The organism is Flavobacterium sp. RSP46 (assembly GCF_003984825.1).
Lineage (GTDB): Bacteria > Bacteroidota > Bacteroidia > Flavobacteriales > Flavobacteriaceae > Flavobacterium.
This window is the reverse complement of sequence record NZ_RYDM01000003.1, coordinates 136,301-150,470: the sequence shown is the minus strand read 5'-3', so window position 1 is coordinate 150,470 and position 14,170 is coordinate 136,301. Positions and strand designations below refer to the sequence as shown.

The 14,170-nt window shown below is 33.7% G+C and carries 9 protein-coding genes; 1 reads left to right on the top strand and 8 read right to left on the bottom strand.

Annotated features, from left to right (window positions below):
- Positions 1–12: 12 nt before the first annotated feature.
- The 6 genes from ggt to EKM01_RS06880 form a co-directional block, all read right to left on the bottom strand.
- The gene (gene ggt, locus EKM01_RS06905) at positions 13–1,695 is read right to left on the bottom strand and encodes a gamma-glutamyltransferase (protein WP_126767547.1); all 1,683 of its coding nucleotides are present in this window, start codon (positions 1,693–1,695) and stop codon (positions 13–15) included.
- Positions 1,696–1,711: 16 nt separating this feature from the next.
- Positions 1,712–3,142 (bottom strand): SusD/RagB family nutrient-binding outer membrane lipoprotein, encoded by a 1,431-nt coding sequence (locus EKM01_RS06900; RefSeq protein ID WP_126554161.1) that lies wholly within the window; start codon positions 3,140–3,142, stop codon positions 1,712–1,714.
- A 10-nt stretch (positions 3,143–3,152) separates the two neighbouring features.
- On the bottom strand, positions 3,153–6,719 hold the full coding sequence (locus EKM01_RS06895; RefSeq protein WP_233589306.1) for a SusC/RagA family TonB-linked outer membrane protein: 3,567 nt from the start codon (positions 6,717–6,719) through the stop codon (positions 3,153–3,155).
- A gap of 143 nt (positions 6,720–6,862) precedes the next feature.
- Entirely contained in the window at positions 6,863–7,969 is a 1,107-nt protein-coding gene (locus EKM01_RS06890) for a FecR family protein (protein ID WP_126767544.1), read from the bottom strand.
- Positions 7,970–8,048: 79 nt separating this feature from the next.
- A complete protein-coding gene (locus EKM01_RS06885; protein ID WP_126577054.1) occupies positions 8,049–8,657 on the bottom strand; it encodes an RNA polymerase sigma factor in 609 nt (202 codons plus the stop codon).
- 510 nt (positions 8,658–9,167) lie between these two features.
- A complete protein-coding gene (locus EKM01_RS06880) occupies positions 9,168–9,467 on the bottom strand; it encodes a transposase (RefSeq protein WP_126767541.1) in 300 nt (99 codons plus the stop codon).
- A gap of 217 nt (positions 9,468–9,684) precedes the next feature.
- On the opposite strand from EKM01_RS06880, the gene EKM01_RS06875 reads away from it, so the two are divergent.
- A complete protein-coding gene (locus EKM01_RS06875; protein WP_126767539.1) occupies positions 9,685–10,593 on the top strand; it encodes an SH3 domain-containing protein in 909 nt (302 codons plus the stop codon).
- 102 nt (positions 10,594–10,695) lie between these two features.
- On the opposite strand, the gene EKM01_RS06870 is transcribed toward EKM01_RS06875, so the two are convergent.
- Positions 10,696–12,105 carry a hypothetical protein gene (locus EKM01_RS06870; protein WP_126743098.1) on the bottom strand — a complete coding sequence of 470 codons (1,410 nt, stop codon included), beginning with the start codon at positions 12,103–12,105 and terminating at the stop codon, positions 10,696–10,698.
- Positions 12,106–12,768: 663 nt separating this feature from the next.
- Positions 12,769–14,058, bottom strand: a complete 1,290-nt coding sequence (gene thrC, locus EKM01_RS06865; protein ID WP_126767536.1) for a threonine synthase — start codon at positions 14,056–14,058, stop codon at positions 12,769–12,771.
- Positions 14,059–14,170 lie beyond the last annotated feature (112 nt).

Sequence of the window (14,170 nt, the reverse complement as noted above, 5' to 3'; positions counted from 1 at the left end):
AAAAACAGACAGTTAATATCCTGCGGCCGCACCATCTTTTCTACTTTCTGAGGCTCCAAAATACACTTTTCTTATTGCGTCATACATAATTGCCTGATAACCTCCATAATAGCCTCCAAAGCCAATTTTATGTCCCTTCTGGATCAATTTTTTTATTTCTTCAAAATCAAAACCACTTTCAATTAGGATTTCGCCTTTGCCTGTTGACAGCTCGCCCGTAAAATCAGTTGAACCAATGTGTTCAAACCTTGGTGCATCTCCTGCTTCCTGTAAATTCATACCAAAATCAATCAGGTTCATTAATATTTGAACATGACCTTGAGGTTGAAAATCGCCTCCCATTACACCAAAACTCATAAATGGTTTTCCATCTTTAGTAACAAAACCTGGAATAATAGTATGAAAAGGTCTTTTTTGAGGGGCATAAGAATTTGGCATTCCTTCAACTAAATTGAAGCATTCGCCTCTATCCTGGAGCATAAATCCTAATTTTGGTGGAACCATTCCAGATCCCATGCCTCTATAATTACTTTGAATTAAAGAAATCATGTTTCCTTCTTTATCGGCGACAGTCAAATAAATTGTACCGCCACTGCTTTCTTTTCCAGCTTTAAAAGTCCCTGCGCGGTCAGGATTAATTAAATCCCTTCTTTCAGTTGCGTACTCTTTAGATAATAAATCATTTACAGAAACTTTCATAAAATCTGAGTCCGCATAATATTTCGCGCGATCTTCAAAAACAAGTTTTTTTGCTTCGTTTACAATGTGCAAATGTTGAGCGCTACCAAAGGGTATTTTACTAAAATCATAACCTTCTATAATATTAAGCATTTGCAAAGTAGCCATTCCTTGTCCGTTTGGTGGTAATTCCCATACGTCATAACCCCTGTAATTTGTTGCGACAGGTTCAATCCAATCCGAATGGTGTGTTGCAAAATCTTCATACGCTAAAAATCCGCCTTGAGCTTGAATAAATTTAGCAGATTCTCTGGCAATATCTCCTTTATAAAAAGCATCTCTTCCTCCTTTGGCAATTTTTTTATAGGTATTAGCTAAAAATTGGTTTTTAATAATATCTCCTTTTTGAGGTAATTTGCCATCTACAGTATAAGTTTCCTTGATATTAGGGTACTGTTTCATATATTTATTTATCGTGACTTGCAGATAATAAGCAATTAATTCTGTAGTTGGGAAACCTTCTTCAGCATATTTTATACTTGGATTTAAGATGTCCTGCATGGGTAGTTTTCCAAATTTATTATGCAATTCGAACCAACCATCAACACAACCTGGAACCGATACTGGCAGGGGACCACTTGGTGGAATGTGTGTAATGTTATTTTTAGTGAAGTAATCTAAAGTTAGTGCTTTTGGAGATCGTCCGCTGGCATTCAAGCCATAGAGTTTTTTGGTTTTTGCATCCCACACTATCGCAAAAAGATCACCACCAATGCCGCTACCTGTTGGCTCCATCAAGCCTAATGCGGCATTTACAGCTATTGCGGCATCCACTGCTGTACCTCCTTTTTTTAAAATATCGATTCCTATTTGTGTTGCTAAGGGTTGACTGGATGCTACCATTCCGTGTTGCCCAATAACTTCAGATCTTGAAGCAAAATTCCTGCCCGTTAACCGGTCTTGAGCAAGTATAAATGTTGTTGATATCAGCAACAAAAAGAGGAATCGATTTTTCATTTGTGTATGATTTTAATTAGTTTATATCCCAATATAATTTAGTTTCGCTTTTGTCACCACCTATTTTTGTAGCCGCGTTCGTGTAATTAGTTCCATTTAACTGTTGCTCATTTGCTGGATATTTCATCCGGTTTGGATAACCTGAAAAAGCATTTACGGGTATTGTTAATTTTGGGAAATCTAATCTGCGAACTTCCAACCATCCTTCAAATGGGCGATTGTATAATGCAATCCATTTTTGGAAACCTATTTTTTGTTTCCATCCACCTGCAGCGGTCGTGTAAGCAACGTCCGATCTTAATAAGTATTTATCAGCATTTGCCTCAGTACCGCCCCAATATAGTATTGAAGCTTTAATGGCATTATTATAATGAGATTCTGCAGAACCAGTTACGTTGTAGCCACGCTCTTTTGCTTCAGCTCTATAAAATTCCATTTCCACGTAATCTATTAATACGTTTGGCGCGCTAGGGTCAGCTACACGAGTACTTGGCTTTGACATTTTTGGATAATCACTTGGGATGCCCATTATGCCTCCAACGTATAAGCCTACATTATTCACTCCAAAAAAACCTGGTTTACGTGGATCTTCAAAGCTATTCAGAACATCCATTAAATCTTTTGCTGCAATATAATCGGTGCGATTGGCCAACACCAGTTGATCATACAACGGATTATTATTAGGTATTGCGGTAAAATATTTAACAAAACCATTATTAGATATCGCGTTAATAGCATTTGGATTGGCTTTTTCAAAGGCTGTTTTCGCTAATGAATTATCTACGTCAGATATTGTCATAGCCATTCTTACCTGTAAAGAGTTTGCAAAAGAAATCCACTTTGCTACAGAACCTTGAAAAATAATATCTTCTGACGATGTGAAGCCAGGAGCACTAATACTTAATTTGGCTATGTCATTTTCCAATCGGATCATTAATTCTTTGTTAACAGTTTTGGCGTCATCATAAACTGGGAAAAGTAGCTGATCATCTAACGACTTGGAGTAAGGAATATCGCCATAAGTAGTCACCAAAATGTTAAAGGTGTACACTTGCATGATATCGATAATTGCTAATTGATTTGTTTTTATAATTGGATTTAAAGTAACATCATTTGTTATAATACGGGAGCTTTCTTTTAAATCATTCAAAACATCTCTATACATTCTAGTCCACCATGCATCATTAATCGACCTTGTGACATAATTAAATTGTGCCTCTTCCTGAATAACAGCCTGAGCCCAATGATTTACAAAGTGTCGAAAGATGTTAACATTTACACTGGCTGAGGCTAAGCCATCTGACAATGTTTTAACGGCATTTGAGAATAAACTACCCGGAGGGACTTCACTAGCCCGTTTAGTTTCATCATTAAAACGAGTAATGTCGTCTGTACAGGCGCTAATTAGTAACACCAATACTACTATTGAAATAAATCTTTTTTTCATGATTGTAAGTTTATAATTTTACTTTTACGTTTAACCCAATAGCACGTACTGTAGGGTAAGATCCACTTTGATAGCCTTGTATGTTGCCTGAAGATAAGTTTTCTTCAGGGTCAGCGTAGGGAACATTTTTATGGATTAACCATAAGTTTCTTCCAGTCAACGAAAATTCTATTTCATTTATAGATTTAATTCTTGACATTATTTTTTTTGGAAGAGAATATGAAATCGCTACCTCGCGAAGTTTAACAAAACTCGCATCATATACAAAATTTGATTGAGGAAGATATCCACTAGTGCCTGAAACTATAGTAACTCTTTTTGTGTTAGGTTCTCCATTCGCTGTAACTCCTGCCAAAATTATACCTCCTCCATTGGCAACAGCATCTCGTTTTGGGTTTCCAAGATCATTAAGTCCAACAGTTTCGGGTAAAATACCCGACATTGTACCGTAGTACATGTCTAAAGAAAATAATTGACCTCCTTTTTTTACATCAATTAAAAAACTTAAGTTAAAATTTTTATATCTGAAACTATTACTCAAGCCACCAATCCAATCTGGATTAACATTTCCAATTACATTTGAGGTAGTAGTTGTAAATTGATATAAACCGTTATCCTTTATAAGTCGTTCCCCATTTAACATTTCATAAGTCACCGATTGTAATTCGCCATAAGGTTTACCTAACGAAGCATTTAAGCTAACTCCACCTTGGAAAGTTCCTAATTGCAAGTTTTTACTGTCGTTGTATAAGGATAAAACTTTATTACGATTTCTTGTGAAATTTAAATTCACATTCCAAGAGAAATCGGCGCCTTTTACCGGAGTTGCAAATATAGAAACTTCGATACCTTTGTTTTCAATATCACCGGCATTAATAAATTTGCTGGAGTAACCTATAGCAGTAGAAACAGCTACAGGAATAATTTGATCTACTGTGTTAGTATGATAATAAGAGGCATCAAAACCTATTCTGTTATTAAAAAAGGACATTTCTAAGCCAATTTCTTTACTGATTGTATTCTCAGGTTTTAATGCACTATTGTTTTTAGTATTAGGTAAAGAAAAAAGCAATGTGCTATCAAAAGGATTTGGCTTATCATACACATCTCTTAGACTTCCCCAAGCGGCATCATTTCCAACAGTAGCATAATTTAGTCTAAGCTTTCCAGAAGATAACCAGGGTAAATTTTGAAGATGATTATAAAAAATATAACTGCCGGAAACGGCATAATAATTATATGCATTTGCTTCTTCAGGCAAGGTTGAAGATTTATCCCTACGCAAGGTTGCATCTAAAAGAAGTAATTCCTTGTAATTTATTGTTACGCCACCAAATACACCATCTACTGCTTTTGGTTGATACGATTCAATCGCTGCAGGGACAGTTCCTTTTGAATTAGAAACGGCATAAAGTTTTGGAACAACTAAACCTCCTGCAGTTTGAGAAAAAATTGAACTTATTGTATTTCTTCTAATATTGAGACCAGCTAAGGCATTAAGACTGAAATCGTCATTTAATTTTTTATTTATTGTTGCCAATAAATCGTAATTAGTTTCATTAAAATTTCTATCAAAACGAGAATAAGATGAAATTCCAGCACTTCCCACGGCTCTTCTTTCCTGTTGCATTTCTGAATAGGTATCTACTGAAACTCGGCCTAAAAGGTCTAACCAGTCGGTAACCTTATAGGTGATTGTTGCGTTTCCAATGACCCTGTTTCTAGTATCGTTTTGATAATTCTCATAAACAACCCAATATGGATTATCTGAAAAACCGGGAGTTAAATTGGTAAGTTTTGTAGGATCAGCCCAGTTCCAAGTAATATTTTTTCTATTTCTAAAATAGGCATCTTTTAATTCTAAAACATCAACATTAGTCTGATTAAAATGTCTGAAATTACTATTCACATTCCTTCCACTATCATAACCTGTTCCATATCTTCCTTTGCCATCAACTTGGGAATAATTTACTAATCCACTTACCACCAGTTTGTTTGTTATATTATAACTAGCACTAAGATTTACAATGTTTTTTAAAACACTTGCATTTGGTAATACGCCTCTTTCATCATTTCTGGAATATCCAATTTTAAAAGAACCTTTGTCAGCAACTAATCCATCAATCATAACATTATGATTCGTAGAAATAGCGGTTTGATAAAAACTGTCCGGTCCGTTTTTAGGTGCAATCCAAGGTTTTGGTTTTTGATAATTTGGTGATGCCTGATCAAATGCTTCCCAATCATATACTAATAAATTTGGGTCATAACGTGGACCCCATGAACGTGGCGCAAATGTAGGTACTACCAAGTCTTTAATTCCATCAGCATTAGCATCAAAAAATAGAAACCCATCTTTATCCTGAGGAATTGAACGCCCAGCGCCATATTCTTGTTGGTATTTTACAAATGTTGTTTTATCTATATTGCCAACCGTAACTCCGCTATTTACAGAAATTCCAAGCCCGTTTTTTGGTTTTTTGGTGGTAATCATTATTACCCCATTTGCTGCTCTTGAACCATAAAGTGCAGAGGCTGCAGCTCCTTTTAACACGTTAATCGATAAGATATCATTTGGATTAATATCAGCCGCTGCATTACCATAATCATAACCGCCTGCCCCTGATCTTTGCGACGCTGAATTTGTATTCGAATTATCCACCGGAACTCCATCTACTACAAATAATGCTTGATTGTTTCCTGTCAATGATTTATTTCCTCTAACTACAACATTTACTGATCCTCCTACAGAGTTACCTTGAGTTATTTGTAAACCTGAAATCTTTCCGGATAGTCCACTTGCAACGTTTCCTACTTGCGTTTTATTGACATCATCACCACTTATTTGTTGAGCCGCATAAGGCAGCGTGTTTTTTTTGCGTCGAATACCAAAAGCGGTAACTACAACTTCATTAAGGCTTTGTCCTTCCTCTTTTAAAACGACAGTCAGAAAGCCACTTCCTAAATTAACTTCTTTGGTTTCCATCCCAATAAATGATATTACTAAAACGGATCTTACAGAAGGCACTTCAATAACAAAACTTCCATCAATGTCTGTTTGAACCGAAATAGTAGATCCTTTAACGTGAACATTAGCTCCTGGGATCGTTAATCCTTTTTCATCAACTACCTTTCCTTTTATTATTATAATAGCAGCTATTGCTTTAATTTCTGTCTGATCCAAACTTTCTGTTGCTGTATTTATCATCGAAATGCTCTCTCTTTGTAGTACAATCAGATTGTTTATTTCGTCATACTTAATGCTAAGTGGTTTTAAAATGCGTGAAAGTACGCTGGATAATAATTCATTAGTGGCTTCTATGTCCACTTTTTGTTTTAACTGAGTCATTCTTGAATTATAAGAAAACTTAACGTGTATTGATTTCTCAAGTTTAAATAAAGCATCATCCAGACTCACATTCGTCAAGCTAATTGTCACCTTAGTGTCAAGTTTTCTTTGTTCTTTACCACTATCTGCCAATACTACATTAGAAAAAATGAGAGCTAAAACAAATTGGAATAATGTTAACTTTATGATACGATAGCGTCGTCGTTGTTTTACTACAGTTTTTTTCATAATTTTGGTTTTTTGGTTAATACTTTAATTGGTTATTAGCGAAACATTACAATTGTCTTTTACAGGAGATCAATTGATTTTTTACGGCGTCGTAAATGTTACAGCATTTTCGGCGCTTTTTTTAATTTAATATAAATTGTAATTTAGTTGCAACCAATTGATTGAATACTAATTTGGTTACCATTCATTTGATACGTTGTGTTATTTCCAATACTTTTACAGATTATTTTTAATTTTTCAGATAAGGGCTGGTCAGTTAGTGAAGTAGTAATATGACATTCTTTTAACTTATTTTCTGGAAAATCAATATCTACTAAATACGCTTGCTCTATAGTTCTAAAAATTTGGACTACCGGAATATCGGTAAATTCAAAACTTAATTTTTCTACGTCACCAAGAGCACTAGTTAATGATTCATCTTGTGTTATATTGGTAATTTTATTGAATATAAGGGTTTTTCTACCATAACGAAGTGCTTGATTAGGCAATAAAATCACTTCTTTCTTTGTTGAATTAAAAGCAGATTTATTGGAATGGATTTTGACAATACCTGTTCTAACTATTACCTCCACATTAGAATCGTTTTCATAGGATTTTATTCTAAAACTTGTTCCTATAACTTTAGTTATTATTTCATTTGAATAAACCAAAAACGGTTTTTTAGCATCTTTGCTTATTTCAAAAAAACCTTCACCAGACAGATAAACTTTTCGTTCGTTTCCGACAAATATTTTAGGATAACTCAATTTACTTTTTGGTTGTAATAAAACCGAACTGCCATCTGACAAGATTATAACTTGGGACTTATTGGAGTTGTTTGTTTGCTCTAACAGGCCATCGGAATTCTCTTTAATTAATTCATTATAATTAAGCTCTCCATCATTGGCATTAAAAAAATTATGATAAAACCAAGTTGATATCAGCCCAAATACAAGTGTTGCTGCAATGCCTTTAATCCAATTGTTTCTTAAAAACAACACTTTGGTTTTGCGAGTGGTTTTCTTTTTATTCTCAATTTTATGCCAAGTAGCTTCTAAAGCAGTCTGAACTGCATCAGCTGATAAATCGTCTGCGGGAACTTTCATTGCAAAAATCAATACGCGCGCTTCTTCAACTAATTTAGCTCTTACGGGGTTTTCCAAAGTCCAAAGCTCCCAATTTTGTTGGTCGTTTTGTTGTAGTACCCATCTTTTGAAGGATTCATCGGCCAAAAATTCGCCTATTTCAATATAATTATTACGGTTTTGCATGAATAAAAATGGGTTATAAAATGAAAGAGGACATTTTTTTAAATTGATACTCACTTAATTCTAAATTTTTTCAAAAAATTTAAAATACTTGAGATAACAATAAAAAAAGAAGAGACTTATTTTCTTTCCAATTTTTACGAATATTTAGTAAAGACCTGTGAATCAAATTGTTTGCTGACTGATAATTAACTCCGAGTAGTTCTGCAATTTGTTCAACGCTTAGTCCTTGATGGTATCGCAGATATAAAGCCTCTTTCTGTCGTGCTGGTAAATTATTGATGAGCTGGTTGAGTGTTAAAACTTTGACAGCCATAGATTCATCAGCGATAAGAATATCCTCGATGGTAAAATCAAAAGTAAACGGAATCAAATCTACAGTAGTGGACTTTCTGAAAATATGGTCTCTTTCGTGAAGTCTGGCAATACGTTTTCGGACACTTGATAACAAATAAGCTTTTACGACAACATTATCATTAAGGGAATTTTTGTAAACCCATACGTCTGTAAAAACGTCCTGCACACAATCTTGTACCTTTTCAGGAAAAGGAGTAAACGAATTCCCATATCGCACTAAATGACTGTAATACTTTTTAAAAAGTGATGAAAAAGCCTTTTCGTCTCCTGATTTTAAAGCTTTCCAAAGGACAGAATCATCTAAATTATCAACAAGTAGTTTTTGGCTATTCAAAATTAATTTTGGCGTTAGAGTATTGTTTTTATATAAAAATTATAACATAGGTTTTTGTTAAATCAGCTTTTAGGTCTTGGTAATAAGATAGTTAACAAGTAGTAAGTCGTAATTAATTATTGGTTGCCTAAAAACTACATTTATAAATGACTGTAATATGACTTTTTGTATGTTATAAATATTCTTTGCAAGACGGTTAATTAATAGTACGGGTATCATTTTAAATAAAAAAATAAGTTTTTGTTGTAATTTTTTTAAGAAAAAACATATACTTTTACATTATTAAGATTGTTTGATTATTTTATTAATTTAATTAAATATTAATTTGTTATTAACAAAACTCTTAATAATAACTTAATTAAAAAAATGTTTTAAAAGAATAATTGTTTGTTTTTAATTTTACATTCATAAAACTTTTCCATTGATAATAACTTCTTTGACCAACTTGCAATACTTTACACATCTTTTCAATCGGAAATATCTTTTCATTGTTTCTGATGAAAGTATAAATCATCGACCGTTTTTGGAAAAGATGCCAATTGCTTTTTTTAATATATCTCGCTCTAGTTCCGCATCTTTTAGTTTTCTTTCAAGTTCAGAAATTCGTTCCTGTTCTGGCGTTTGCTTTAAATTGCCGTTACCTGGAAAACTTCCTTGTCCGAACTCTTCATACTCTTTTCGCCACTTATATAACTGTGAAGCAGTTATACCTAATTCTCTGGCAAGTTCGGAGATATTATGTCTCTCATAACTCAATTGAATTGCTTTCTCTTTAAGAACTCGGTCATAAATTTTTCGCACTTGTTTCATAAGTTAAAATTAAGGTTTTTATTCTTAGCTTTTTATGCTGGTAAAGTTAGCATGTCCAGAATGTGCACACTCTTTATTACAGGCTAGATAGCGCTCCTTATTGTTATTGGAGACTATTAGTTTCTAAAAAAAATCTTAAATTAACGGCTTCTGGTGATACTTTCTTAGTTGTTTTTAGTATTTTGGCAGTAGAATCATTTATAAGAAACTGATTAGTATGAAATATAGAGTAGCTACCCCGTCATTAAATCTAAGAGATTTTCCGGCAACGCATGATAATTCCAAAATTTTAATAAAAATACCGTTTAGACATACCGTTAAATTAATTGAAAAAACTGCATCAGATTGGTGGAAAGTAAAGCTTTTGAACACTGAAAAAGAGGGTTTTGTATTATCAAAAGATATTGAGCTCGTAGATGAAACCACTGAAAAAAGTACGGATATTGAAGTGCCTAATTTTGAACTGGGTGCACGAGCAAGTCTGGACAGTAAAGAGGAAACGTACAAACCTATTGGTGATCCTTCAATTCCTTTTAGGGATTTAACTAGTCTTGAGTCTAAACTGACGTCAATTCGCAACATCATCACTGCACTGGATGTTTCAAAAAGTTTTCGGTATCAGAAAGACGCATCGGATACCTATTGTAATATTTATACTTTTGATTATTGCTTTTTTGCCAAGGTCTATATTCCCAGATTGAGATGGACGGATAAGGCCATCGAACAACTGGAGAAAGGGAACGAAGTGGCTGTTGTTTTTGATGAAACGGTAAGGCCTTTTTATTCAAATTATATCTATGATTGGTTTTTACAATCAGGAAATAAATTTGGATGGGAAAGAATCGCGGATGTTGCTGAACTTCAAGAGAAAGTAAATGCGAATGGTGGCGTAGGAATCATCTGTGCCAAAAGAATTATTTTGAATAAATCCGGGCATATAGTAGTAGTGGTGCCAGAAACAGATACTGATAAAGCCTACAGGAAAGAGGGCAAAGTAATTTATCCGCTGCAGTCTCAGGCAGGAGCTGATAATTATAATTATTTTTCAGAAATTAGAGCAGATTGGTGGAGTAATAATGATCCTGAAAGTGGGTATGCTTCTGCTATTTTTTATTATCATGATTAATTAAAATCTCTTGTAAATAGTTTACTTCTTGTGGGGTTAAGTCACTAAGAAGTATACATACTTTCAGGTTTTTCTAAAAAGACATTAGTGCATTTGCAGTACTTACTTTTTAATTAGTAAAGAACTGCAAAAGCCATTTTCGTAATAACGAGCGTGTAAACTGTTGTATATTTGTTCGTAAATTGCTAAAGGATCATTTGATTCAATTGTAATAGACAATATGTTTTCTAAAAGTGCGATAAGGTTTGCTGGTACATCCGTTTCTTTGCCGTGTATAATAGATTCATAAACAAAGTTATTCCATTCTAAATCGCAAATAGGATTTTCTATTTCGTGTAATAGGGCATGATCCAGAATAAAAACAAGAAAATTCAAAACCTCCTGTAGGTATTTTTCGTCGAAATAGTCAAATATTCGAAACTCAATACCATGATTTTTGTGCTTGTGAAAATTGATGTCTAGGCCAATTTTATCAATCTTTTCGTAATCTGATATTTCAGAATAACGGTTCACCCACCACATTGGATTTTCATGCATGGGATGTTCGTCAAAATTCATCTGGACAATCTTCCCGGTTTTCATCACATTGGTGTCATAAGTGCCCACACCAATGTACCTTGACATAGCACATCGTTGTGATGCTTTTGTCAAATTGACGCTGCTGTCATTGTGCGACAAATAATCAGAAGAACCAAATTTTATCATAAACAAGGGGCTCAGCCATTGGAATAATCGAATAGCCCTCTGGTGTTTTTTTATAAAACCTAATTTGTCCTTAATTTCTCCATCACTATTTAACTCAGTTGGAATAGTTAAATTGAAGTGATAGGTCATATTATTAAAAACAGAATAATTCGTATCGTTTGAAATAAATATGGCAAAGGGATGGTTTACAGCACATATTTTTACAGGGCCGTATTCCGTAAAGATTTTGTCTTTATCAAAAGCGTTTTGTAAATGGTGTATGAAACCTTGTTTTATTGTAGCTAATTCAGCAATAACCGAGTCAACATCTGTTTTGTAAAATTTTTGCGTAACAAATTCAACTGTGTCACCATCAAAAATGAATTCTTTTTGAAGCTCATCTATAAAATAAGGATTGTTTTTTTGTAGTATTTCAAAGATACTTTCCCCTGAATAGTCAGGATTTGGTTCATTATCTATGGGATCAAAAGTCTTATGTTGGTTGTTAATGTCCGTTTTTGTAAACGAATGGGAATTCATCAGTACCGGCAAATAATATTCTTTATCGGATAATATTTTCAGCAATGAATTCTGGTATATGTTTTCTTTGTAATTCTTAAAATGATTAACACTATACTTTTCATGAAGTCCTTTAGTAAGCAAAAAATCTTTGTCCACCACACGATGGTTTTCAAACTCTAAATAGCATTCATTTTCGATTCCTACGCCCCAATACAAATCATTTGATCTGTAATGATTTCTATAGTCTTTGTGTTTATCCAATAATTCAATTTCAAAACTAACAGCATTCATGCTATGATCCGTCATACACTTTTTTCTCCTTTTTTTAATAAATTATGTTGATATGGGAAGCTACTTTATCAGGTAGTTTTTTTGGAGTGTTTTTATCTGTTGTTTTAGTTACATTTAAACAGATTCTTAAATACTTCGTTTTTTTAATGGGGTTGATGTTGTTTTTTATACCCATACAAGGCCTAAAGAAGACAACTCAATTTTTTTGCAAAAGTAAGTATTAAATAAGTCATATTCAAGCTATATTTTTAGATCTTGAATTTTATTTTTCTGTGACAGAATTTATCGCTTTGTTTTCCTGTAAATTACTCATAATTATATATTTAAAATTGATGCGTTAAATTGGTAGAATTGTTTTTTTTGTGTTCTAAAACAAAAGTTTAGAACCATCTTAAGACCAGATTTATTTGGATATAAAAAATGACTAAAATTGAATTCTAAGTCGTTTTTTATTATTTCATACAGAATATAGTTAAAACTATGCACTTTGGTACATTTCACTTTCGCTTCTAAAAATTTCACCAAGAACATGCGAATTATTTATTCAGCTTTGATGTGTTTAATTTGCGAATCTGCGGTTTGATTTTTTTGTTCCCATTTTAACCTTGCAGACTTTAGTCTGCCAAACCAAATCTATGGATATTTAAGCCATAGTAGTTTAATTGTTTTGAGAAAATTTTATTCCAAAAATGCTTTCAATTCCTTATAGGTTTTAATTTTCACGCTTACTTTGTCCTTTCCTAAAACACTTTCAATTTGGGTAGGAATTGGGAGTTTTACGTTTAATGTTGGTTCAACCGTATCCAAAAATTTAATAGGGTGGGCGGTTTCTAAGAAAATACCAATAGCATTTGGGTAATTTTGTAATTCTTTTTTCAATCCTAAATAACCCACTGCTCCATGAGGTTCAGTAATATAGCCGGATGTATTATAGATGGTATTCATGGCTTCTAAAGTCTCTTTATCAGAAAAAGTAAACGAAGAGAAATCTTTTTTGAATTGCTCTAAGTCATTGTGATACATTTCCTGAATTCGGATAAAATTACTTGGATTCCCCACATCCATCGCATTCGAAATAGTAGCTATAGAAGGTTTTGGGGAGTAAATTCCGTTTTCTAAAAAGCGAGGAACCGTATCATTTACATTCGTAGCCGCTACAAAATGTTGAACAGGCAAGCCCATTTTTTTAGCAATGATCCCCGCACAGATATTCCCAAAATTCCCACTTGGGCAAGAGAAAATGAATGGTTTATTTCGTTTTTTTAATGCTTTGTACGCAAAGAAAAAATAAAATATCTGTGGCAGCCAGCGTGCAATATTTATTGAATTCGCTGATGTTAAGTTTTTATGTTTTAGACTTTCGTCCAAGAACGCTTTCTTTACCATATCCTGACAATCATCAAAAACGCCGTCCACTTCAAGCGCTTTAATATTCTGTCCTAAAGTAGTCAATTGTCGCTCCTGGATGTCGCTCACTTTTCCTGATGGATAAAGGATAATCACTTCCACACCTTTTACATCAAGGAAACCACTGGCGACAGCACCTCCCGTATCACCGGAAGTGGCAACAAGAACCGTGTTTTTACTGTCGGCGTTATCTTTATTGAAATACCCCAAACAACGCGACATGAATCGCGCGCCTACGTCCTTGAAAGCCATTGTTGGTCCATGAAATAATTCAAGGGAATAAATATCTTTTTCGACTTCGACCACGGGGAAGTCAAAACACAGGGTTTCGGCAATGATTTGTTTTAAAGTGTCTGTGGGAATTTCGTCACCTATAAATTGTTTAATCGCCTCAAAAGCAATTTCCTCATGGCTTAAGTTTTCGATGGTATCAAAAAAAGCAGGTGCTAATGGGGTAATTGTTTCCGGAAAATACAATCCTTTATCTGTGGCTAATCCTTGTACTACGGCTTCTCTGAAAGAAACTTTTGGTGCGTTATGGTTTAAACTGTAATATTTCATTGTGTATAGTATTTATAGAATCCCCACCCCAACCCTCCCCAAAGGGAAGGGAGACGAAACTGGATTTAGAATGTATTTATTGTAATTTTAAAATCGCTGTTTTTTTTTATTC

What these genes read in the sequence shown, in the direction of transcription:
- ggt (WP_126767547.1), bottom strand. Translation starts at nt 1,695, where the DNA reads ATGAAAAATCGATTCCTCTTTTTGTTGCTGATATCAACAACATTTATA.
- EKM01_RS06900 (WP_126554161.1), bottom strand. Translation starts at nt 3,142, where the DNA reads ATGAAAAAAAGATTTATTTCAATAGTAGTATTGGTGTTACTAATTAGC.
- EKM01_RS06895 (WP_233589306.1), bottom strand. Translation starts at nt 6,719, where the DNA reads ATGAAAAAAACTGTAGTAAAACAACGACGACGCTATCGTATCATAAAG.
- EKM01_RS06890 (WP_126767544.1), bottom strand. Translation starts at nt 7,969, where the DNA reads ATGCAAAACCGTAATAATTATATTGAAATAGGCGAATTTTTGGCCGAT.
- EKM01_RS06880 (WP_126767541.1), bottom strand. Translation starts at nt 9,467, where the DNA reads ATGAAACAAGTGCGAAAAATTTATGACCGAGTTCTTAAAGAGAAAGCA.
- EKM01_RS06875 (WP_126767539.1), top strand. Translation starts at nt 9,685, where the DNA reads ATGAAATATAGAGTAGCTACCCCGTCATTAAATCTAAGAGATTTTCCG.
- EKM01_RS06870 (WP_126743098.1), bottom strand. Translation starts at nt 12,105, where the DNA reads ATGACGGATCATAGCATGAATGCTGTTAGTTTTGAAATTGAATTATTG.
- thrC (WP_126767536.1), bottom strand. Translation starts at nt 14,058, where the DNA reads ATGAAATATTACAGTTTAAACCATAACGCACCAAAAGTTTCTTTCAGA.